The organism is Arthrobacter sp. K4-10C (assembly GCF_059090085.1).
Genome location: NZ_JBNHFI010000009.1, coordinates 226,022 through 246,132 on the forward strand (window position 1 = coordinate 226,022; position 20,111 = coordinate 246,132).

General features: G+C 59.8%; 22 protein-coding genes and 2 pseudogenes. 4 read left to right on the top strand and 20 right to left on the bottom strand.

The genetic code is table 11. The features are described 5' to 3' along the window. Window positions 1-136: 136 nt before the first annotated feature. Both AC5RUU_RS14505 and AC5RUU_RS14510 read right to left on the bottom strand, forming a co-directional pair. Window positions 137-1,375, bottom strand: a complete 1,239-nt coding sequence (locus AC5RUU_RS14505) for an SGNH/GDSL hydrolase family protein (protein WP_493975892.1) — start codon at window positions 1,373-1,375, stop codon at window positions 137-139. Then, window positions 1,376-1,660 (bottom strand): hypothetical protein, encoded by a 285-nt coding sequence (locus tag AC5RUU_RS14510; protein WP_493975893.1) that lies wholly within the window; start codon window positions 1,658-1,660, stop codon window positions 1,376-1,378. A gap of 358 nt (window positions 1,661-2,018) precedes the next feature. Between AC5RUU_RS14510 and AC5RUU_RS14515 the strand changes: the two genes are divergently transcribed. Next, window positions 2,019-2,489 (top strand): pentapeptide repeat-containing protein, encoded by a 471-nt coding sequence (locus AC5RUU_RS14515; RefSeq protein WP_493975894.1) that lies wholly within the window; start codon window positions 2,019-2,021, stop codon window positions 2,487-2,489. Window positions 2,490-2,668: 179 nt separating this feature from the next. Here the strand turns inward: AC5RUU_RS14515 and AC5RUU_RS14520 are convergent, their stop codons facing one another. The 13 genes and pseudogenes from AC5RUU_RS14520 to AC5RUU_RS14580 form a co-directional block, all read right to left on the bottom strand. Further along, window positions 2,669-3,238 (bottom strand): hypothetical protein, encoded by a 570-nt coding sequence (locus tag AC5RUU_RS14520; RefSeq protein ID WP_493975895.1) that lies wholly within the window; start codon window positions 3,236-3,238, stop codon window positions 2,669-2,671. A gap of 17 nt (window positions 3,239-3,255) precedes the next feature. Then, the gene (locus tag AC5RUU_RS14525) at window positions 3,256-3,873 is read right to left on the bottom strand and encodes a hypothetical protein (RefSeq protein WP_493975896.1); all 618 of its coding nucleotides are present in this window, start codon (window positions 3,871-3,873) and stop codon (window positions 3,256-3,258) included. A gap of 11 nt (window positions 3,874-3,884) precedes the next feature. Continuing rightward, window positions 3,885-4,295, bottom strand: a complete 411-nt coding sequence (locus AC5RUU_RS14530; protein WP_493975897.1) for a helix-turn-helix domain-containing protein — start codon at window positions 4,293-4,295, stop codon at window positions 3,885-3,887. Window positions 4,296-4,297: 2 nt separating this feature from the next. Then, window positions 4,298-4,516, bottom strand: a complete 219-nt coding sequence (locus AC5RUU_RS14535; protein ID WP_493975898.1) for a hypothetical protein — start codon at window positions 4,514-4,516, stop codon at window positions 4,298-4,300. Then, a complete protein-coding gene (locus AC5RUU_RS14540; protein ID WP_493975899.1) occupies window positions 4,517-4,993 on the bottom strand; it encodes a GNAT family N-acetyltransferase in 477 nt (158 codons plus the stop codon). It lies immediately after the preceding gene. Continuing rightward, entirely contained in the window at window positions 4,990-5,979 is a 990-nt protein-coding gene (locus AC5RUU_RS14545; protein ID WP_493975900.1) for a hypothetical protein, read from the bottom strand. Before AC5RUU_RS14545 ends, AC5RUU_RS14540 begins: the two co-directional genes overlap by 4 nt. Further along, on the bottom strand, window positions 5,976-6,155 hold the full coding sequence (locus tag AC5RUU_RS14550; protein ID WP_493975901.1) for a hypothetical protein: 180 nt from the start codon (window positions 6,153-6,155) through the stop codon (window positions 5,976-5,978). Before AC5RUU_RS14550 ends, AC5RUU_RS14545 begins: the two co-directional genes overlap by 4 nt. A gap of 329 nt (window positions 6,156-6,484) precedes the next feature. Beyond that, on the bottom strand, window positions 6,485-6,667 hold the full coding sequence (locus AC5RUU_RS14555; RefSeq protein ID WP_493975902.1) for a hypothetical protein: 183 nt from the start codon (window positions 6,665-6,667) through the stop codon (window positions 6,485-6,487). Further along, on the bottom strand, window positions 6,664-8,040 hold the full coding sequence (locus AC5RUU_RS14560; protein WP_493975928.1) for an AAA family ATPase: 1,377 nt from the start codon (window positions 8,038-8,040) through the stop codon (window positions 6,664-6,666). The genes AC5RUU_RS14555 and AC5RUU_RS14560 overlap by 4 nt, the downstream gene beginning before the upstream one ends. Window positions 8,041-8,644: 604 nt before the next feature. Then, complete coding sequence (locus AC5RUU_RS14565; RefSeq protein WP_493975903.1) at window positions 8,645-10,063, bottom strand: recombinase family protein; 1,419 nt, start codon at window positions 10,061-10,063, stop codon at window positions 8,645-8,647. Window positions 10,064-10,074: 11 nt separating this feature from the next. Next, window positions 10,075-10,953 (bottom strand): type II secretion system F family protein, encoded by an 879-nt coding sequence (locus tag AC5RUU_RS14570; RefSeq protein ID WP_493975904.1) that lies wholly within the window; start codon window positions 10,951-10,953, stop codon window positions 10,075-10,077. Next, complete coding sequence (locus tag AC5RUU_RS14575; RefSeq protein ID WP_493975905.1) at window positions 10,950-11,807, bottom strand: type II secretion system F family protein; 858 nt, start codon at window positions 11,805-11,807, stop codon at window positions 10,950-10,952. The genes AC5RUU_RS14570 and AC5RUU_RS14575 overlap by 4 nt, the downstream gene beginning before the upstream one ends. Continuing rightward, window positions 11,804-12,151, bottom strand: a pseudogene (locus AC5RUU_RS14580) (CpaF family protein); the annotation flags it as partial. The gene AC5RUU_RS14575 and the pseudogene AC5RUU_RS14580, both read right to left, overlap by 4 nt. A gap of 115 nt (window positions 12,152-12,266) precedes the next feature. Between AC5RUU_RS14580 and AC5RUU_RS14585 the strand changes: the two are divergent. Continuing rightward, window positions 12,267-12,911, top strand: a complete 645-nt coding sequence (locus tag AC5RUU_RS14585) for a LysE family translocator (protein WP_493975929.1) — start codon at window positions 12,267-12,269, stop codon at window positions 12,909-12,911. Window positions 12,912-13,161: 250 nt separating this feature from the next. On the opposite strand, the gene AC5RUU_RS14590 is transcribed toward AC5RUU_RS14585, so the two are convergent. Then, a complete protein-coding gene (locus AC5RUU_RS14590) occupies window positions 13,162-13,728 on the bottom strand; it encodes a hypothetical protein (RefSeq protein WP_493975906.1) in 567 nt (188 codons plus the stop codon). Between the two features lie 724 nt (window positions 13,729-14,452). On the opposite strand from AC5RUU_RS14590, the gene AC5RUU_RS14595 reads away from it, so the two are divergent. Next, a complete protein-coding gene (locus AC5RUU_RS14595) occupies window positions 14,453-15,112 on the top strand; it encodes an HNH endonuclease family protein (RefSeq protein ID WP_493975907.1) in 660 nt (219 codons plus the stop codon). Between the two features lie 194 nt (window positions 15,113-15,306). On the opposite strand, the gene AC5RUU_RS14600 is transcribed toward AC5RUU_RS14595, so the two are convergent. Both AC5RUU_RS14600 and AC5RUU_RS14605 read right to left on the bottom strand, forming a co-directional pair. Next, window positions 15,307-15,684: a FlgT C-terminal domain-containing protein gene (locus AC5RUU_RS14600; protein WP_493975908.1), complete on the bottom strand. Its 378-nt coding sequence runs from the start codon at window positions 15,682-15,684 to the stop codon at window positions 15,307-15,309. Window position 15,685: 1 nt separating this feature from the next. Beyond that, window positions 15,686-16,408, bottom strand: coding sequence for a hypothetical protein (locus AC5RUU_RS14605; RefSeq protein ID WP_493975909.1), 723 nt, complete (start codon window positions 16,406-16,408; stop codon window positions 15,686-15,688). Window positions 16,409-16,637: 229 nt separating this feature from the next. Here AC5RUU_RS14605 and AC5RUU_RS14610 point away from each other — a divergent pair, with 229 nt between their 5' ends. Further along, the gene (locus tag AC5RUU_RS14610; protein ID WP_493975910.1) at window positions 16,638-17,237 is read left to right on the top strand and encodes a recombinase family protein; all 600 of its coding nucleotides are present in this window, start codon (window positions 16,638-16,640) and stop codon (window positions 17,235-17,237) included. 190 nt (window positions 17,238-17,427) lie between these two features. On the opposite strand, the gene AC5RUU_RS14615 is transcribed toward AC5RUU_RS14610, so the two are convergent. Both AC5RUU_RS14615 and AC5RUU_RS14620 read right to left on the bottom strand, forming a co-directional pair. Beyond that, entirely contained in the window at window positions 17,428-18,990 is a 1,563-nt protein-coding gene (locus tag AC5RUU_RS14615; RefSeq protein WP_493975911.1) for a recombinase family protein, read from the bottom strand. Between the two features lie 32 nt (window positions 18,991-19,022). Further along, window positions 19,023-19,913, bottom strand: a pseudogene (locus tag AC5RUU_RS14620) (TadA family conjugal transfer-associated ATPase); the annotation flags it as partial. Window positions 19,914-20,111 lie beyond the last annotated feature (198 nt).

Genomic DNA, 20,111 nt, shown 5'->3' on the forward strand with positions numbered 1-20,111 from the left:
AACCACTGCGACTCCCAAGAAACGTTGTAGCCTCCGTCCCGGTGGGGACCGTAGACCTTATAGGGGCCATCACTTAGGACTATCCCAGGGGGCATCGGGCAAGCTTTACCGTTGTGTTCTTGCTGATGCATGGTGGCTATCGCGGCATGATGAGCGAGAGCAGCATGTCTGCTATGTAGCCGTGGCCCGCGTCTGCCGGGTGAAGCGTATCCGCGTAGAGGCTCATTGCTGCCGTCGAGTTGTGCGGGTTGGGCACGTCTGGCATTTTCTCGGTGAGGTCAAAGAAGAGGATGTCCGTGTCCCCGTCCGCGATCTCCCTTAGCGCTGCGCCGTAGGCGTCCCAGGCGGCTGCGTCCCTGCCCTGCCCGAGGTAGGGCAGCATGAGAATAATTGAGCCAGTGAATCCGTTGGATCGTAGCTCGCCAATCAGGATGTTGGTGTTGGCCTTGAACTGCGCTGGCGTCTGCCCGGCGGAGAAATCGTTGGTGCCGTAGCCGAGGATGGCGAGTCCGTAGGAGCCGATAGCCATGGCGCATCGTGCTTGCAGGCGTGCGAGTCCGGGGTTGGCGAAGACGCTTGCCGTGGTCCCGTGCTTTGCAGAGTCGATTACATCAATGCCTTTGCCTTCGTCACCGTCCCAGGTGGCAAGCCCGGACAGCACGGGGTTGGTAGTGCTGCTGGCGTCGCGGGTGACTTCCACGGTGTGGACGCCCGCGGTGAGGTTGCCGGTGTCGTACATTACGGCGGTCTCGCCGGATGCTGTCATGGCGATAGGGACGGCAACGATGGAGCCGCCGTCCACCTTTACGCCGCCTACCGAGGCTGCGTCTACGAGTGAGACGAACTGGACCTTGGCGCGGGTTCCGGTGAACGTGAAGGTCACCTTGCCGTCTGCGCCCAGCGAGACACCACGGAAGGCCAACCCCTTGCTGATGGCGGTCCACGTTCCGCTGCGGACTATGGGGTGCCCGGTCGTGGTGGTTGCCGGGTTAGCGGGTATGAAGGGGAAGAGGGCGCCGAAGTTCTGGTTCGTGGCTGCCCGTAGCCGCGTCTGGAGCAGTGTCTGCCAGCGGCGGGTAATGGTGCCTGCGCCGGTTCCTTCGGTGATGCTGTCTCCGCACACAAGAATGCGTGCAGGGGCGCTCTCGCGCCAGCCGAGACGGGCGTACCAGCGCCGCAGCTTCACCTCGTGCTTGTCCAGCTTTGCTGCCGCCGTGGCCGCCACCGGTGAGACTGCAGCCGTTACCGCGGCCGGTGTGGCATAAGTTGCAGAAAGTGCCGCAGACTGAAGGTTGTCCGGAAGGTTCACGTCCCGGATGTTGACCTTGTCAGGGAGGTTGTAGGAGTCGTCTACGGAGACGATGCGGTAGGCCATTTAGTTGGTTCCAATCAGGTAGAAGCCGGGGTCAGTAGGGTCTTCGATGATGGGCGAGCCCGAGGCGATGAAATAGGTTCCGGGGTTCAGTGGATCCTCGACTAGGCCAGGCCCGTTGCCGCTGCCGGCGTTGATGTTTGCCTCAGCGGTGCCAATCCGGTTCAGCGCGTTGGTCAGTAGCTCCTGGGACTTCTGGGCGTTGTCCGAAATGATGTCGTTGCCGTTACGGATGGATTCGTTGCCGTCCGGTTTCTTGAACCCGAGCGGGGTTGTTTCGATAGCCAAAGATGGCTCCTCTTGTCTGGTTTTGGGTATGAAAAAACCCGCCATAAGCGGGCTGTGGTCAGTTAGTGCTATTCAGTTGTCGTAATCTCGAATGATGGAAGTGGGCAGATCAAGGACGTCGAACGGGTCATCTAAAGACCAGACCGCGAAAGACGTATCTGAATCGAAGTGGTCTTGGCTGGCCTCGCGTCATGATCTGGCGGTCGGCCTAATTTCGGGAACGGTTGTCGCCGTCTTGTCCTTGGCAGGCACGGTGTACTTTGACGACCGCAGGTCGGAGCGTGAAGCCAGGCTGGCTAATCTAACCTTTGTCCGTGAAAGATCCTCCACTGAGACGACTAACAGACCTTTCAGAAACATGGATTTGCAGGGGCAGAACCTAATTGGCCTCCGCATGGCAGGGGCGGACCTATCTAATTCGAATCTCAGGGATTCTATGCTGGCGGTGTCGGATTTGACCGGAGCTAAGTTATTCGACGCTGACTTAGCTGGAAGCACCGTGTCTCATGCCAAAATGGAAAAAGCCGACCTTAGCCTTGTCAACCTACGTAATGGTGATCTTCAGGAGACGAGACTTGTTGACGCGATCCTTACCTACACTGACTTTCGCGGAGCTAATCTCCAAAAAGCCGATTTGTCTGGCGCAGATTTGCGAAAAGCGTATCTTCAAGGAGCAAACCTTAAAGAGGCCAATCTTTCTTCCGCTAAAATTCCGAGCGGCACAGACGAATCACCTTGCTCCGACTTTTCCACCAAATGGCCCGATGGTTTCTCACCACCGGACGATAGTAAAAATCCCTTTTGTCGTCCCTTTTACCCTTGGTTTTGATAACTCTGACCCCCAGCCACTGCTGCATCTTTCGGCCAAGGCGTCTTCAGGCACTAAACACGGTTTGGGAAAAATGCCGGAGGGAGAGGCTGCCTAGACCCAGCGGGGTTTATTTTTGAGGCGCACCGGGTCCTCCCCCTGGTCTTTCACAGGCCAAGGGGAGGAGTTCCGCGAGTCGTCTACCCGAACCCGAGTTCTTCTGGCTTCTGGATGTTGAGGGAGACGCCGCGCTCCCACGAGTCCCGGTTCGTGAAGATCCCCTTCGGCGTCTGAAGGGACAGGAGTTCTTTCAGCTTGTCGCCGTAGAAGGGGTGCTTCTCCGCGTAGCTGTTGGCTACCTGATCCCAAGAATGTTCAATTGCCCGCTGCATGAGCGCTTTGACCATCACCGTGTCGCCGGATATTTCGGCCTGGTCTAGGAGCTTAAGTGCCTTCTCCTGGTCGAACTGTCCGAGGGAACCGACGCGGTCTTGTGCGTCACGGAAGCTGATAGCGGTCTGAGCGTCGGGGGTGGTTGTGCTTCCGAACAGGTCACGCCGAAGCGCGTTGACCCTGATGTCCTTGCCCGCTGTGACGTTGTTCTTGATCTCATCAAGGGCGGTGGAAGCGCTGTTGTACTGCGCGGCGATCTGCTCCTTCTTCCCCTCGGGAGTGAGGTGCTTGTCGGATCGGATGCGTTCGAGCTCGTTGTGAAAGTTTTCCTGGATCTGTTCAGCCAGGCGGCCTTCGGGTGTTTCGCTGAAAGTCATAGTTCTTTTTCCTTTGGTTAGTCTGCGCTGTTGGCGAGGTCCACGATCTGAGTGTCCATGCTGTACCCCGATAGTTCGCTGGGCTTGTCCACGCTGTACGTCATGGCTTGCCCGAGGATCTGGGCGAGGCCGGCGGATCCTCTGCCGTAGTTTTCGATGTCGATGAGTTCGTTGAACTTCGCCTCCGACGCGGGGTTGCCGTCCGCGTAGGTGTTGATGACACGGTTCCAGCCCGCCTCGAACGCCCGTGCTGCGACGGCTTTGGCGAGGGATGTGTCTCCGGAGATTTCAGCCCTGCTCAGCAGCGACATGGCGGCGTCCTCGTCCTGAATGTTCGCGGCCCTGTCCTGCGCATCGCGGTAAGAGATGGCGGCGTGCGGGTCGGCGAAGCCTGAGAGGCCGAACAGGTCGCGGCGGAGGGCCTTAGCACGGGTCTCCTTTGCGCTGTTCTCCTCCTCTTCCAGGGCTTCCATGCGGGGCTTGTAGTCGATGTAGAGGATGGCGAGTTCTTTGCGTTTGCCGTGCTCTGAGAGGGTGCGGTTGTTGCGGATGTCATCCACAAGGCGCTGGTAATCGGCCCTCAGTTTGAGAGCCCTTTCCTGCTGCGGGGTGTTACCGGTCTGTACGCGGGGCATGATGGTTTCTCCTACGCCGCTTTCGCGGCCTTAAAGTGTTCGATGTCTTCGGGGGTGATGCGCCACCTGCCGTGAAGGTTGGTGGCGTGTAGGCGTTTTTGGGTGATGGCTAGGCGCACGGCGCGGTCTGTGATGCCGAGCATTTCAGCGGCTTCCGTTGTCCCCATCCACTTTGATTGTGCGGGTTCTTCGGGTGCCGGCGCATGGTCGCTTCCGGTTACGGTAGTGCGCCAGTGAAGTGCCGCACGGTGCATGGCTTGTAGGACGCTGTCTACTTCCGGGTCGTTTCCGCGGGCACGGATCCGCAGATCATTCAGGCCCGCGTACCGTTCAAGCCAGGTCGCCACACGGGCGGGGACAATGACAATCGGGGCCGTGACGCCGTGGATGTACGACTCCGGCGGGCGAGGGACATTTGCCACTGCTAGGCGCCCCGTCTCCGGCGCTCATCCAGTGAGTCGATGATGGCGTTACACAAGGCGATGGCATGGTCCTCGCGGAGAACAAACCGTGGCATGTTCCCTGTCAGGATTGGGACGCCCGGTTCTTCGCCGTCTGGTCCGCGGAGGAACGCTGCCCGGGTGCCGAGGCTTTCACCGTCTGCGATGTTCCTTGCGTAATGTGTTGGCCTGCTGACAAACATTCAGTTCTTTCCTTCTGGTTTGGTGAGGTGAAGCGTGTAGCTGCGTGCTTTGGTTCCGGGGATTGGTACGGGTTGCGCGCCTACTGCCTCGTAGAGACGGTGGGCGGTTGTAAAGCTAGGTAGGGTCACGCCGACCAGAGCTTCCACGCCTTGCCGCCGGCAGGACGCAATGACCTGCGCCAGCATTGCCGCCGCTATTCCCCGCCCCTGGAGCATGGGGTCTACTGCGAGGCGTGTGACTTCCATCTGTCCTTTGCTGGCGGTGGGCCCGTATGGTGTTCCCGCGGAAGCGACGGTCATTGTTCCCGCGGGAATGCCCAGGAACTCCGCAACAATCACTAGCGCGTTGCGCGAACGGTGACGCACGGATTCCGTTGTTTCCGTAAGGTCCGTTCCAGCGAGAGCGAAAGCGCTTGTGAGTAGCCGGGCGATGGCCGGGAAGTCCTTCTCCTCCGCTGGGCGGACAGTTACATTCACAGGACCCTCCGCGCCAGGACCAGGAGAACGGGGATCATGTGCATGGGGAACGTGATTTGCGCCTGTGTCGTGCCGTCGCTGAGGTGGATCCCTGCGACCTGCCGGATGATGCTGATGAACTTCCGGGCCGCGTCGTTCCGGTTCTCGAACCTGACCACTGCTTCCTTCCGGCGTAGCGCCGGGGCGTAGCTGATGGTTCGGGGATCCTCTTCAGCCAGGAGTACAGGTATCTGTTCGGGCCAGAGTTGTTCCATTGCCGCGTGCAGGTTTTCGCAGGACGACGTGGTTGCGATCCCGCCATCTGCCAGTATCGCCAAGAGCGGGTGCAGGGCGGCGTCTACAGTCACGGTGTCCCCCGTCGCGGTTACCAGTTCGGCGGGCGCGTGCACGCTTTCGTGGCTGATGCATACTGGGCAGTCGCAGGCAGACGATGAGGTGTTTATGCTGTCAAGGACTTCCTGCGCGGCGCTTAGCAGCGCGGTTGTGCCGGCGTCGCCGATGCGCCAAGTGAACGACTGTTGGTCTATGCGCTCGGCAGGGTCTAGAAGTTCTTCCGGTTTGGCTGGTTCAGTGAGTGGCGCCCCTACGCCTGCGAGGCGTGCGAGGGCGGTTTCGTAGGCGTCACGCTGTAGGCCTGTGGGCCTGTCCGCAATGTAGGTTTCCCATTCCGGGTATCCGGCAGCAATGCGTACTTCCCTGTGGATCATGCCGACCACGCCCGCGCATTCCTTGGGTTTGCCGAGGTCAACGGGGGTGCGGAGTCCCATGTCTTTGCTGCGGTCATCAAAGCCGGTCCTGTCGGGGCTGTCGAACAGGTGGCACGGGAGCTTGAGGTTTTCGCGGGAGACAGCGGCCCATACGCGTTCGAAGTTGTCTTTGGTGTAGATGTCGTGCGGGTCTGGTGTGTCGGCGTTGCTCTTGGTGAACGGGCATTCAACGCAGGGCTGTTTAGCGGCGGGGATCAGGTTTTGGCAGGAGTCGTTCACAGGGCGGGTTCCTTGTCTGGGGGGTTCACGGTGGTGCCGCTCTTTTCGGCTTCGGACAGGCGTTTGTAGAACTCGGCCCGTTGCGCCTGGTGCAGGGCTCGTTCCCGCCACAGCGCGACTTGGCTGGCGAAGGTCCAGTCATCAGTGACGTGCTCGGTATAAGGGTCGTAAGCCATGTCAGTTCCTTTTCTTTCGTCGTTGTCTGTCTATTCGTGCGCTTGCTCTGTTGCCTGTTGGGTCGGGGTGCAGTCCGCGGTCTGTGTGGACCTCGGGGACGTTGTTGAATGCTTGTAGTTGCTGGTGTAGTCGGTAGGCCATGTCCCGCCAGTACCGAACCTCTGACTCGTAACTCTCTGCGCTGCGGGTCATGCGTTGGGCTCGTAGATCGCTAGACGTGATTCCGCTTCTATGGCCCTCTGCTCCCATTTGCGGCGCTGTAGCTGCTCGTGTAGGGCTTTGGCTGTCAGGGCGTCACACAGCTTCTCTAGATCGGCCCTGGTGAGCTTCACGCCGCCTCCCGTGCGTCATATAGTGCGAGCCGTGCGTTAGCCGCTGCCAGGGAGACGCTGACTGTCGCTAGCTCCGATTCAAGCCGAGCAACTTTCCTGTCTAGCCGGTGAATAATTCCCTGCCGCAGGTTGGCGAGGCGGCGCCATTCGGAATAGTGGGAAGGCTGGTTGTCGGTCATGCTGCGGTCCTTAGCTGGTCGCACGTAAAGCAAACGTTCGGTTTCGGTGTGGGGTGAAGGGGGCAAGTCAACTCACTACCCAACTCACTACTACTCAGGGAGTTAGTGGGATTAGGGAGAATAGGATCTTCGACGGCACTATTAGCGTCATTCTCACTAAAGGCACTAATCTCACTGATCCCATTGGTCATGGGTTCAGTAGTGACTTGGTTAGTGAATTGGCCGGGGAGGGTGAATACCCAGGCCCCGCCGAATCCTGACTTGCTGGTGTGTCCGCATTCCTTTTTGGCCTGTTCGATGCTGCTTTTACCGAAGCCGAGACCTTCGAGGTGTGCCGTAAGTTCCTTGCTGGGAACAGTCCCCCCGCGTGAGGTGACATAGCCAACGAGTTCTTCACGGACGGAATCCTTTTTCGTGGGCTTCCGCTCCGCTTCGATCTCTTCGCGCTTCCATTCCCCGATAAGGTCCCGAATCGTCATGCAGGCATCAGATGGTGCCGTTAGGTGGGCTGTGGTGCCTGGGTCGTCGTCTGACAACTCCCTGACCTGCTCTACTGTCACGTTGAATTTCAGGGCGTTGGCTATTCCGGTGACGTTAGATTTGTCCGGGCCAACCCATAGATGCTGGACGCTGGATTCCTTGTCAGTCCGGGCACGAGCTGCAAAGAGAACCATTCGAGCCTTCTGCCGCAGGACGGCGGTAGAGCCCATCAGATCGCGGGTGTTCGCGGTGTTCAACCGATTTGTGTGGGTTAGTAGCAAGACCGCGACGTTATGGCGCTGCGCCAGGATCTTCCAGGGGTGCATAGCCTGCCGGGCCTGCTGCGAGTCCTTTAGCGTAAGGCTGCCCGATACGGTGTCCACCCAGGCATCTACTACCACTAGGGCGGGCTCTATGCCCTCCTGTGCGAGCATGGCATCCAGGGTGAGCATGTCGCCGTTCATGGCGTTCCCGAATACCGGGTTGCCGCTGCCGTCATCCTCTGCGCAAAACATGAATACGCGGTCGATGTCGGCGCCTGCCAGCTTTAGGCGGGCGAGCACTTCCCCTGCCGAGTCTTCAGTCACGATCACTACTACGTCTGCCGGCTTACGCTTTGGCATGTTGACTGCTGCGTATGCGCGGCCTGTGGTGATGTGGGCCGCTAGGAGAACCCAAAACAGTGACTTTCCAATACCCTCTTCGCCTACTAGGACGGCTATTTCGCCTTGGGGCAGCCAGCCGCGGCCTAGCCATTTGGTTGGCGGCGGGGTTTTCATTTCGCTGAGTCGCCGTAGCTTGAGTGCAGGGTTTACGGTCGGTTCAGACTGAGCCCCGGAAATTTCCGATTCATGCTTTGCGATTTCGAGGCGTTCCCACTCTTCGGGGGTCATCGTCACGCGGCCACCCCGTCGCCGTAGTAGCCGTGCTTGCCTGCGTCCTCGTATCGCTTCAGTTCCCAGGACTGATATTGTCCTGTCGAAACCGAGGGGGTGGCGTTCGTGCGTTCTACTGCGGGTGAGAAGATCCCGGCGAGGCGGTCTATCTGCTCTGCGGTCAGGGGCGGTGCTTCGGCTACTACGCGGGCGACGTATGCGGCGCGTTTCTCAGCGGCTTGACGCGCTTTGTCCGAGGACGGTAGAGTTCCAGTGTCTAGCCCGAATGAACTCGGGTCTGGATAAGCGTGAGCCAAAAAAACTCCTTGGTGAGTACCTAGCCCTATAAAAGGGTGAGTTGACATGGGAGAGGTTCACGTAGCACCGGCTGCCACTCCGTCGCATGGGGTGGCGGCTTTATGTGCTTAACGCTTCTTTGCTTCCCACTAATAGGTTCTCACACGGCCCTGACGATTAACAGACCCCTCCCCTTGCACGACTGTGGATAGCCTGTGTACTATGCCCCGTCTCAGTCCAGAACAGCCATTAACAGACAGTGAGAGACGCTAAGAGCGCGTTAGAGGCCCACAAAAAAGTTTGTAACGAATTGGCTACAGTCCGATTAGACCTGTTTCCACTCAATGCGGACGTGGTCAGGGTCAAACCGGACACCCTTGCCCGCAGGCAGCAATGTAACTTCCATAAGCGAGCGGATAGCCTGCTTCTTACCGGTCAGGGACAGGGCCTCCCACGCCGCGGGGACGTTCTCCGAGCCGATTACCGAGGCAAGAGGATTCATGCCCTCAGCGGCGCTCATGGCGGCTTCCACCTCCGATAGTTCCCTACTGATCTTTGCTGCCTGCTCCCGAACAGCAGTGGGCGACAGCAGCCCATCAGCAAGCAGCGAAGCCAGCGCGTCACGCCTGCCCCGCAGGTCCGTCGCGGATGCCCGCAACTCTGCGACCTTGCCCAAATTGACAAAGAGTTTCGACGCGTCAGGACGGGCAAGCCTGGTCAACAGCACGTCGGTTACCAGCTCGTCTACGGGCTCCATGCGCCGCTGCAAGCAGTAATTAGCCAAGCACCGGTAAACCATGATTGTGCGGCCCTTGTTGCTGTACGGCGCCGCGTAGAGCGGTCCCCCGCATTTGTGGCACTTCACGATACCCGAGAGCAGATACTTCGCGTTGAGGTCGTCGGGTGCGGTGCGCCGCTTGGGATCCATGAGCAAAACTTCTAGTCGCTGGTGTGTGTCCACATCAAGTATTGGTTCCCACTCGCCCGCGCCCATGTCCTCCCCGTTATAGATGCGCTTGCCGGCGTATCGAGGGTTCAGCAGCAGCCGGCGAACTTGGGTAACGCCCCACAGCCCTCCGTCCTTGGTGACTTCTCCTGTTGCCTTGTCCCGGCGGACATCCGTAGTGCGAAGTCCTGCCGCGTTCCATTCCCTAGCAACATTTGAGACTGTCACGCCAGCAAGGATCTGATCAGCGCCAGAACGAATAGCAGCGGCTTCCTCTTCTACTGTGAAGACAAGTCCCTTCGGGGTACGGTCATAGCCGAACGGGCGCCGACTCCAGAAGGCCCCTCCTGCCTCGGCTCGCTGCCTGTTAGCGGCCTTCTGACGGTTCCCCTTGTGCTTGACTTCCATTGAGGCGATAGCGGTAAGGATTTGAGCTACAGCCACGCCGGTAGGGTCTCCAAGGTCCAGTGAGACACCGTGAACACAGGCTATGTTTGCTCGGTGCGTCTGACCTGCTTCGATGACGCGGGTAAGGTCGCGCATGTTGCGGGTGAGTCGGTCCAGGTGCCAAACGACCAGCTTCGTGACAGTTCCGCGTTCTATGTCGGTTACGAGTTGTTCGAACGCAGGCCGGCGCCTACCAGTGCTCGCGCTAATGGAGTTGTCTGCGTAGATTTCCGGGTCTTCCCAGCCCTTCGCCTCGGCGTACTTCCGACAGGATGACTCCTGGCGTTGCACCGCCGCTTCAAGGCCGCTCTTGTCTTCTGACTGCCGAATGTAGATCGCTGTACTGCTCATGCAAAGAAACACTAACATTTGACAACCGGCACCATCATGGCAATTTCTTTCTTGCCGGCGGCTTCCATCAGGTCCCGCTTGGCAGTGTCACGGACATCCTGTGCCTGGGCGCGGAGCACATCCGCCAAAGGCGTGCCACGCTCCACCGCGACAATGATGCCGTCCACAAACCTGACCAGCGGTGCCAGGTCGGTTCGTGCGGAGAACTCCTGCAGCGCGAGAACCAGCGGTTTGCCGGCTCTCGTCTCTGCGAGGATCGTGGAAAACTCTTTGGCCAGCTCACCCTTGGCGCTCCGGGAAACCCTGTCCAAGGCACCGGTAGCGCTCTCCCCTGCACCGACTGCAAGCGCCATCAGCTCTGCAAGGCTTGGGAATTCGGCCATCATCCTTGCCTCCCGCCGGCGGACCTGGACACCCAGCCAATAGTCCCGCAGCCCGAAGCCGGCTATGGCGCTGCCCAGGACAACCATGGCCGCGAACACCGGATTGAAGCTCCCCGCAGCAGCGCCCACGAACGTCAGGCCCAATGCGACTGCAAATCCCGCCGCAGCCCAGAGCAGCTGTTCCGCCCTGAAGTCGATTGGCGACTTGGTGATCCCCGCCTGGGCAAGCCTGCGGACGGTGGCCCCCGCCGAAGGATTCAACCTGCCCAGGACCGTCAGGACATCGTGGATGACGGGCCGCAGAATCCTTTCAAGCGGGCCGAACGGCGTCAGTGTCTGCTCGGCGGAGTGCAGCAGGCGGGACTCCACATTTTGGGACTTGAGCTGGGGCTCAATGCGCTCCGTGAAGGTCGTTGCCCGCATGTACGGCGATCTGATGATGACGAGCCACAGGCCAAGGCCCAGGACAGCACCGCAGACGACGGCGGCAGGAGAGACAACAGTCACCGGAGCACCCTCTCGTCCTGGGGAAGCGCGCCTATCTTCAGCATGATGGAGTAGCAGATCAAGGAAACCACGAGCCCGCCAAGCAGCACCGCCGCACCCACCGGGGTGTTGTACGCCTGAACGGCCTCGGGCCGGGTGGCGAGGAGGATCATAACGATCCAGGGCGCCGCCACTGCCAGCCGCGCAGCGTTGATGGTCCAGGACTGGCGGGCTTCCAGTTCGCTGCGGGTACGCGCACTCTCGCGCAGGAACTCGGCCAGGGTCCCCAGCAGTTTGCCAAGGTCCGATCCCCCCACTTCGCGTGTCAGGCGCAGGGCTTCTACGATGCGGTCTGCGACGGGATCGGCAAGCCTGTACTTGAGTTTGTTGAGCGAACCGTCAAACTGTCCGCCGGCACGGTAGTCGGCGGCAAACTCCCGGAATACCGGCCGCAGTTCTTCGGGGCCCTTGTCGCCAAGCTGGATAAGAGCCTCGGGCAGCGGCAGCCCGGCCCGGATGGCGGAACGCAGGTGGTCAACGACGTCGGGCCACAGCTGGCGCAGCATGGCCGTCCTCTTTTTTGCACGCCAACGAAGGATGGTAATTGGGAGCCACCCGGCGAAAAGTCCGAAGCATGCCGCGATGGGCCAGGAATCGCTGATTGCGTAGAAGACCAGGACCACGAACAGTCCGAGACCCAGGCATGTACCCAGCAGGCCGCTGACGGATACCTTGTCCACGCCCGCAGCAGCCAGGAGATCGCCGGCCTTGCTCGGTTTTCGCTCCCGCCGCCTCTGCTGTGGGGACTCCCAAAACGACCACCAGATGAGGAACAGCCCTGTTCCTGTGGTCACCCCTAACAAGGCAGAGATCATCGTGCATCCAGAAGTGCGGCAACGTCGTAGCCTGCCCGGGAGAATTTTTCCGCTGCCGGCATCGCGTTGGCGCACGGCTGCAGGACTCCGTCGGCCATGGCGAAAACGAGGGATGATTCGATGATGCCGTTTTCCACGCGGCGCCCAAGGGACAGGATTTCGGTGACCTCCCGCTTTCCGTTCGGCTGCCGGCTGCAGTGGACCACAAGGTCGATGCAGGAAGCGACAGTCGGCACGACGAAGGCTGACGATATGTTTTCACCGGCCAGGAGAGGCAGCGTGCAAATCTTTGTCACGGCGTCGTGGGCGGAATTTGCGTGGACGGTACACATGCCCGGCAGGCCGAGCTACGTTCAAACGCAATACAAACGCGGCGCGTGGCGGGTTTCCAGCCATCGTCGCAACAGGCTCCTTTTGAACGCTCCACTTTTGGCCACCTATCCTTGAACGGTGACTCTCATGACAGCTGTTCTTTCCTTCGCGCTTGTTGCCGGGCTTCTAACACTGGTCCCCGGCCTGGACACGGCGTTAGTCCTGCGATCATCCATTTCCAAGTCGCGAAGCTTCGCCTTCGCCACGGCGCTGGGCATCAGCACCGGCGCGATGATTTGGGGCGTAGCCGCAGCCGTGGGCGTATCGGCGCTGCTGGCAGCTTCGGAGTTGGCCTACCGTGTTCTCACACTGGCTGGAGCGGCCTACATGGTGTGGTTGGGGGCGTCTCTCCTGTGGAAGAGCCTGCGTAAATACAAGGTTCATGCCACCCCGGCAGGTGAAGCAACTGAACTCTCCTCGGGAAGAAATGACCTGTTCAAAGGCTGGCTTACCGGTACCGGAACAAACCTGCTCAATCCCAAGGTGGGTGTCTTTTATATCGCCACCATTCCCCAGTTCATCCCCGCAGGAACCTCGCCCCTGCTGATGGGCGTGCTGCTCGCCGGCGTCCACTGCCTGCTGTCCATGGTGTGGTTCACGTTGCTAATCTTCGGCACGGGCTACGCCGCCCGCTGGCTCAAAGGCGCCAGAAGCATCCGCATCATCGACAGCATCACCGGAACCGTCCTCGTGGGTTTCGGCGTGAAACTGGCCCTCGAACCCGCCCACTAGCATTTCCTTGCTGCTCCCTGGTACTAACGAGGCCACCGCGAACTGCCGCTAATAGTTCAGCTGTCCACAGCCCGTTCCCCATGCGGAAAACTGGTATGCCTGTAACGTCCGGCAGGCCGAGCTACTTCCAAACGCCATACAAATTGGGGAACGGATACACGTCGTGGGGAGCTGGTGAGCCTGTTATCCCCCGGCAGGCCGGTTATCTTTCAGGCACAGCTCAAGAAGGGGCACGGCAAGGCGGAGCCTCCTACGGCAACTGCGCCTTGGCCCTTTCTGCCAACAGGCGCTCCCCCGTTTCCTCGGCGTGCTTCGTCAGTTCCGCTATCTCGCGGTCAACCTCGTCGCCAGCGGGCGACTTACGCGCAACCCGAAGATTGTTCAGGAAGCCCGACGCCCAATCATTAGCCGGGCGATGTGCCGCTTCAATAGCGTCAATGCTTGGTGCAGTTTCGCTCAGCGTGACCATCGCCTTTTCGAGCAGAAGGTTCACAACTCGATGCTCGGCGGACAACCATTTGTCGAGGTTGGTGTACCTGCCAGCAGGCAGGCCATCCACCAACTCGGTCATGGCCGTTCGGACTCGGACCAGAACCGGACGCACATCCTGGTGGATGACGTTAAGACCCACAATCTCCTGCATAGCAACAATCAGCTCGCTCCACAGGGCTCGCTGACGAGAAGCATCGCTTTGCTTCTCGGCCCGGCCCGCTCGCCTGTCCGCTCGTATGGATATGACAAGCGCGGCCAGACCAGCAAGGCCACCAACAACCGCCGTAACGGTTCCCACAAGGGACATCATTTCGCTAAAGCCCAAGGTCGCCCCATCCTGTTTGTGCCATGCCCTTCAGGGCTAAGTATCAGTGTCGCGGCTGCTTTGGGGTGAGATGGGAGCAGTACGGCGTCTCAACACCATACCCTTCCACCCATACCCCGTTACCCTGCTTGCATTGATACTCCGGGCTTGCCGCCCGGATTGCTTGGCAGGCCGCAACGCCACCAACCAAAAGGGCCACAGCCACCAGTATGCCGACGAGACGCCCCCAGCGCGGGCCGTCTGCCCGCTTTCCCCCAACAGTCATGCCCGCGAGTCTATAGGGAATGGTCACGGTTCCCTTTTATGGGGAACCAACGCCGGTACGTCGAGGGAGTCAGGGCCACTCCGCTGGGGCTCCGTGGCCTACCGACCACCACAACCACCAAAGGCACCGTATTGCCCTAACTCTTCTAGGACCAAAACTAGGGTTTTGATTCCAGCAATCCTGTATTTCAGAGGCTTGTAGCGGTCAAGGTAAGATCATCCATGACAGTTACATAGGACAGATCGAGGCGTATACATGGCAAGACCCAAGGCACTGGTACCCCGTAGTTGCCTCCTCTGTCTCGTGACCCTGCCCCGGCACCAAAAGCCGCCGCCCCACTACGCGGACGGCTTGTGCGAGAAGCATTACCGTCAAGAACAACGCAAGCTGCCTCAGTGCAAGGCGGAGGGTTGCGGGGCACGCCTGAAGCCCAAGCAGTCCCGTCAGGGGTACTGCCGGATGCATGAACCCCTGTTGCTACAGGAACCCATTCGCAAGCCGGAGGCAATTGCACGGACGCTGGAGAAGTTCGTCGCAGGTATCACCCCGAGCCGGGAGGGGCTTGACGGCCTGTTCGGTTGCTGGCCGTGGACGGGCCGCCGCAACAAGACAGCCCCCGGACCCGACGGCAAAGTGCCTCCCGGCTATGGCCTGCTCAGCATCGGAAACCATGACTGGTTAGCGCACCGCTACTCGTACAACAACTTTGTGGGAGGGCACCGCCAAAACCGGACGCTGGATCACGTCTGCGGGAACTCCCTTTGCGTGCGGCCCGACCATCTCATGCCGATGACGGAACGCCGCAACAGCGAACTGGAACACCAACGAGCACTGGAAGATCCCGACTCGGTCCTGCGGGACCTCGCAAAGATTCCCCACATGAAGCCAGGGGTAATGCTGTGGGCGATGACAAAGGGCCTCCCCGTTGGCAGAGGCGAGCCCGGCGGCCAGCCGTTCGCCTACGGGCTGGACGGCCAGCCCTTCGAGCACGAGCTTGGCCCAGCGGCTTACCCCCCCGTTACTCAGCTACTAAGGAACAAGCCGAAGCCGGGCGCTTCCACTACCGGGCGTAAGAAGTCCAAAAAACCGACAACCCGTACCCGATCAAAGGCGCTATGACCACCGGTCCGGAGACAGCGGCATGCGAGGGCAATCCCCGGCCGCTGTCTTTGTGGTTGAAGTAGACGTTGTAATCGTCGTTATCGTCATAATCATCGGAAGACTTTTCAACCCGTTCGCGACCGGAGGCGCTATGACAGCCGGGGGACGACAATAACGGCGGGGGGGTCCACCCCCACCCCCTCCCAAGGCTTCTACAAACCGAACCTGTCTTGTTCGTCGATGAGAATATCCACAGGGTCCCCCTTCTCCACGTAGACACGTCCGCGCCCATCGGCTGCGGGGTTGTCTGTGATCGTGAAAGTAGGTTCGGCCGGGGAGAGAACGCCCTTTGATGCCCTCGTTACCCGCGCAATGGCAAAGCTATCTTCAACAGTCTCAACGTTGAGGGTTCCCTTCCTCACGAATGCAGTACCGAGAATCCTGGAAGGATTTTCCGGATCGGGGATGTCGGTCTCCCTCAAGATGTAAAGCCGATCACCCACCTTTACCCCGGCCTTCGTTCCAGCGTTTACAGCTATCTGCTCCTCGTCAATGACGAGGGCGACAAGTGCCCTAAATGGTTTACTCATGTCATTCCTCCGAACCTAGTAGTAGTCCCTGCAATCTCGGATTGCTCAGTAACCGGAGGTCAGGCACCTGCTCACTCCGCTCGGCTCCGTGCTTCACGTCCAGCCAAAATGATTCTGACCCTTGGCTTTCTTCGGTGACTGCTAATTGCACCCTTCGGTTTTCCTCGTCCCTCCCGACGACAGTCACCACGCCCCGCAGGGAACCGAGCGTAGAAGTCTGAACGAGGAAGCGCGACCCGATAAGGGGCATGCCACCTTCTTCAACCTGGGCAACGATACGCAAAGAACCGTCTGTGATTGTTGTTCCAATCGGGGTCAGTTGGGCGTTGCTCAAGAACGCCCTTACATCGCCGACCATGTTCATGTAGCCCACCGCTCGCTCTGCGGCGAGCCTATCGGCGACAGTGGAAAGTTCTTCACGCGCTTCGTCCCGCTCCCCCTGTGCCAAGCCCCAGGCGGCTTCAAGCCGGGTGACCGTGTCCTCAAGCTCTGGATACGTTCGCACTCTGTTTACGATCGCGCCCAACCGACGAACCCCAGCCATGATCACTGGAAACAGCAACACACCCAAGAACACCAGGAAACTTATCGACACCGCACCGACACCCCAGGCAAGCCAGGGTTTTCCATCTGGACCTGTAGCGGCAAACGTGAGCCCGGCGAGGGACGCGAAGAAACCAAGAGCCCCCACCCCGGCTCTAACGGCCAGGACAAACTGTTTCATCTCTACGGCACTCCCCTCGCTCAGTGATGATATACGCGCCCACCAGCTTGTTGCCAAAGGTGGCTTGGATTGCGGACAGTGTCTCGCATGCCATGGGATAAAAGACACCCTTCTTACGAGACACATCGCCAGCCCCGCAGCCCGGCAAAAGTGTCTTACTTGCATGTCTCGCAAGTCCCTGTTAATTTCCAAGTAGCAAAACACTGTTGCGAGACACAAGGAGCATGACATGGGAAAGCTGATTGGATACGCCCGAGTATCCACCAAGGCCCAAGACACCGACAGGCAGGTTACTGACCTGCTCGCCGCTGGTGTGCGGCGAGATGATCTCTACGTGGACCACGGCGTAAGCGGCGCTAAAGCATCCCGTGTGGAACTCGACAAGGCCATGGGGGCCTTGCACGAGGGCGACACCCTGGTAGTAACGACACTGGACCGCTTGGGGCGCTCCACCGTCAACATGCTCAAACTTGCCGACGAGATCAAAGGCAGGGGCGCGGGCCTGCGGGTGCTCAACCTGGGAGGGGGTGACGTTGACACCAGCACGGCCATGGGGGCCATGGTGTTCACGGTCATGGCTGCCCTCGGGCAGATGGAGCTTGAGATCAAACGCGAACGTATTACCGACAGCGTGAGCAAACGGCGAGCCGCTGGCAAGGACTTGGGTGGGCGCAAGCAGCAATTCACCGATCGTCAGATCAAGAATGCAGCGAAGCTCATCGAATCTGGCCAGCCTGCCAAGCAAGTGGCAGAGGACATGGGCATGTCAAGGGCGACGCTCTACCGCCGGATGGAAGCACTTTCCCTAGTCGGCAACCGAGGAAAGTAGCAGGTAGGGCCCGGGGCAAGGTACCTCGGGCCTCCGCTTCTTACCACCTCCGCGCTGTTAGGGGAAGACCTAGAAGCGCCTAGCAGAGGTCCGGTGGCATATCTTTACCTCCGGGCCTTTTTAGGCCCTTATATCCCCCGCTGGTACACCACCCGGACGGCGAGCACTTGGGGCCGACCAGTGGATGAAGCTACGCACTCGCTGCCAGCCCTTCGGGTGGCAGCTCCGGTCCTAGCGCTGGGTTGATCATGAAGCCGTAAGGCATAGGTTCATCCCATGTGGCAGCTTCGGCCTTCCAATGCTCAACCATGACAGGAGTCGCGTGCACTGCACCCATGGAGCGCACGACAATCTGAACGGTTCCCGGATCAAACACTCTCGCACTCCCCCGCGAATGGCGGTGGAGTATGACAATGAAGTTGTCGCGAATCCATGCCCGCTTGCGCTCTACATGCAGTCCGTACCACAGGTCGGCAGCAGCCGTGTCAGACCAGTCAACGTCAGTCGGCATATCAACTTCTTCGCTCCTGGCGCTTGCTTCCTCCAGTTCAGCAAGTTCCTTCTGAACGGCGTCAAGCTTGGCCTTGCTCATTCGGGACATGACGGCCAACTGTTCACCGTCAATCACGTTACCGGCAAAGAGGCGTGCGGCTTGATTCAGATTCTCCCTGTGAGCTGCTTCCTCCGTCTTCAGGCGCTCCACCACCGCTGGGTCTACTGGCGATCTTGCGGCCCTCTTGGCCGCCATAGCCAAGAACACCAACACTTGGCGCTCTACGTGCTCGTCTACGTAGGACATGCGCTTATTGACATGCCCGGGCCCGCTCTCGGAACAACGATAGATCGTGTGCTTCACACCCTTGCGGTCGGTTATCTGTCCAGACTTCATAGGACGCAAGCACTCACATAGCGCGATACCAGACAAAAGATGCTTGACCTTGTTTGAAGTGGAACGACGACGCGAGGGGTCCGTCAGCTTAGAGCGGGTGGCCTCCCATACGTGCCGCTCGACAAGGGCTGGGAAAGTGGAGGTGCCCACTACTTCGCCGTCATATACCGCGAGGCCTGCATTACGGGGGCGTAGGAGCATCTGGCGAAGGGTGGCGTACGTCCACCGATTACCTTGCGCGGTTCGAATCCCGCGCTCAGCGAGAATCTGAATGAAGGAATTCAGCGAGAAGCCTGCAAGGACATGTGCATGGGCTTCCCGCACCACGGCTGCCTGATCCTCGTTGATAACCGGGACGTCGTCGATAAGAGACCAGCCGAAAGGGACAAGTCCGCCCATGTACTGCCCAGCAAATGCAAGCTCCTTGGCTTTACGCTTGATGCGCTCAGCCTTGTGCTCGGATTCCTGACGGCTGACGGCGCCGAGGATGCGGGCTGTCATGCGGCCCGCAGGGGTGGACAGGTCCAACTCGCCCGACTGCACAGTTCGGGTTGTCACGCCTGCCGCTTCCGAGATCTTGATGTATTCCTCAAGCTCGCTTAGGTTTCGATGAAGCCTGTCATTGTGCCATGCAATGACGACACCAACCCGCTTCTCCGCAATGTCGGCGAGCATCTTCTGATAGCCGGGGCGCTTCTTGCCCGAGTAAGCGCTGATGTCGTTGTCCGCATACACGGCATGAACCGTGAAGCCCTGTGACTCTGCCAGTGCGCGGCAGTCTGCTTCCTGCCGTGCCACGCCCAGGCCAGCACCGGTCTTGTCGTCTGAGATTCTGGCGTAGATCGCTGCCACTGGAGATGCCATGCAGACAGCCTACCCTGTATTGCGTTTTGACGAATACCCGGAAGGCCGGAATTGAGGGCGATGAGCATGTCCAGGCTCTCAGCTTCGCGCACCTCGCCAACCACCAGTCGGTCCGGACGCATGCGCAGGGCTTCCTTCACCAAGCGGCGGAGCGGAATTTCCCCTTCTCCTTCGAGGTTCGGCTGACGGCACTGAAGCCCGACAACGTCACGCAGCGGGAACTGCAGCTCGAAGATTTCCTCCACGGTGATGACCCGTTCCCTGCTTCCGATGCTCGCGGCAAGGCAGTTGAGCATAGTGGTCTTGCCTGCCTGGGTTGCCCCGGATACCAAGATGTTGAGGCCGCTCGAAACCGCTGCGCCAAGAAACCGCGCCGACTGTGGGGTCAGGGTGCCAAGTTCGACGAGATGTTCGAGGCGGCTGGCCTTGACCACGAACTTCCTGATATTTACGGCCCAATGCCTGCGCGTGACATCGGGGATGACCACGTGAAGCCTGGAACCGTCGGGCAGTGCCGCGTCAACGAACGGCGAGGACATGTCCAGGCGTCTTCCCGAACTCTTGAGCATCCGCTCCACGAGGTCACGCACCTGCTGTTCGGAGAGGCTCAAGGAGGTCAGTTCGGACTCACCATTTCGGGCCACGAAGATCTCGTTGGGTGCGTTGAGCCAAATTTCTTCGATGGAGGGATCGTCAAGCAGTGGCTGCAGGACTCCGAATCCGGCCACTGCGTCGAAAAGGAACCTGCGCGCCGTATCCAAGGGGCCCAAAGGGGGAAGCGGACCCATGAGCGCGCGCTCGTCGTAGTCCGTTACCGCGGCCTCCACCAGCATTCGGACCTCGCCCGCCTGCCTCAATGGATCGAGTCCCCTGCGCCGGATGAGCTCCCGGACTTCATCCTCGACTATTGCCAGAGCATCCATAAGTGTTCCCCCAGATGACTGCCGCCCCCAGCGGACGCAGTGCGATTGCGTACAGCCTAGGGAGGGGACCACGCCGCAACAAGTCATTCCACGGTCCCATGTGGATAACTAACAGTGCGACAACTATCACTCCTGCCACAAAGAAACCACTGGTTCCGCTGGTAACACCAGTGCTATGGTGAGCGCGTTATTTGTCAC

Coding starts and splice junctions, on each gene's coding strand:
- AC5RUU_RS14535 (WP_493975898.1), bottom strand. CDS start 4,516: ATGTTTGTCAGCAGGCCAACACATTACGCAAGGAACATCGCAGACGGT.
- AC5RUU_RS14615 (WP_493975911.1), bottom strand. CDS start 18,990: ATGGCATCTCCAGTGGCAGCGATCTACGCCAGAATCTCAGACGACAAG.
- AC5RUU_RS14555 (WP_493975902.1), bottom strand. CDS start 6,667: ATGACCGACAACCAGCCTTCCCACTATTCCGAATGGCGCCGCCTCGCC.
- AC5RUU_RS14505 (WP_493975892.1), bottom strand. CDS start 1,375: ATGGCCTACCGCATCGTCTCCGTAGACGACTCCTACAACCTCCCTGAC.
- AC5RUU_RS14550 (WP_493975901.1), bottom strand. CDS start 6,155: ATGGCTTACGACCCTTATACCGAGCACGTCACTGATGACTGGACCTTC.
- AC5RUU_RS14575 (WP_493975905.1), bottom strand. CDS start 11,807: ATGATCTCTGCCTTGTTAGGGGTGACCACAGGAACAGGGCTGTTCCTC.
- AC5RUU_RS14585 (WP_493975929.1), top strand. CDS start 12,267: ATGACAGCTGTTCTTTCCTTCGCGCTTGTTGCCGGGCTTCTAACACTG.
- AC5RUU_RS14610 (WP_493975910.1), top strand. CDS start 16,638: ATGGGAAAGCTGATTGGATACGCCCGAGTATCCACCAAGGCCCAAGAC.
- AC5RUU_RS14605 (WP_493975909.1), bottom strand. CDS start 16,408: ATGAAACAGTTTGTCCTGGCCGTTAGAGCCGGGGTGGGGGCTCTTGGT.
- AC5RUU_RS14600 (WP_493975908.1), bottom strand. CDS start 15,684: ATGAGTAAACCATTTAGGGCACTTGTCGCCCTCGTCATTGACGAGGAG.
- AC5RUU_RS14520 (WP_493975895.1), bottom strand. CDS start 3,238: ATGACTTTCAGCGAAACACCCGAAGGCCGCCTGGCTGAACAGATCCAG.
- AC5RUU_RS14565 (WP_493975903.1), bottom strand. CDS start 10,063: ATGAGCAGTACAGCGATCTACATTCGGCAGTCAGAAGACAAGAGCGGC.
- AC5RUU_RS14595 (WP_493975907.1), top strand. CDS start 14,453: ATGCATGAACCCCTGTTGCTACAGGAACCCATTCGCAAGCCGGAGGCA.
- AC5RUU_RS14515 (WP_493975894.1), top strand. CDS start 2,019: ATGGATTTGCAGGGGCAGAACCTAATTGGCCTCCGCATGGCAGGGGCG.
- AC5RUU_RS14560 (WP_493975928.1), bottom strand. CDS start 8,040: ATGACCCCCGAAGAGTGGGAACGCCTCGAAATCGCAAAGCATGAATCG.
- AC5RUU_RS14525 (WP_493975896.1), bottom strand. CDS start 3,873: ATGCCCCGCGTACAGACCGGTAACACCCCGCAGCAGGAAAGGGCTCTC.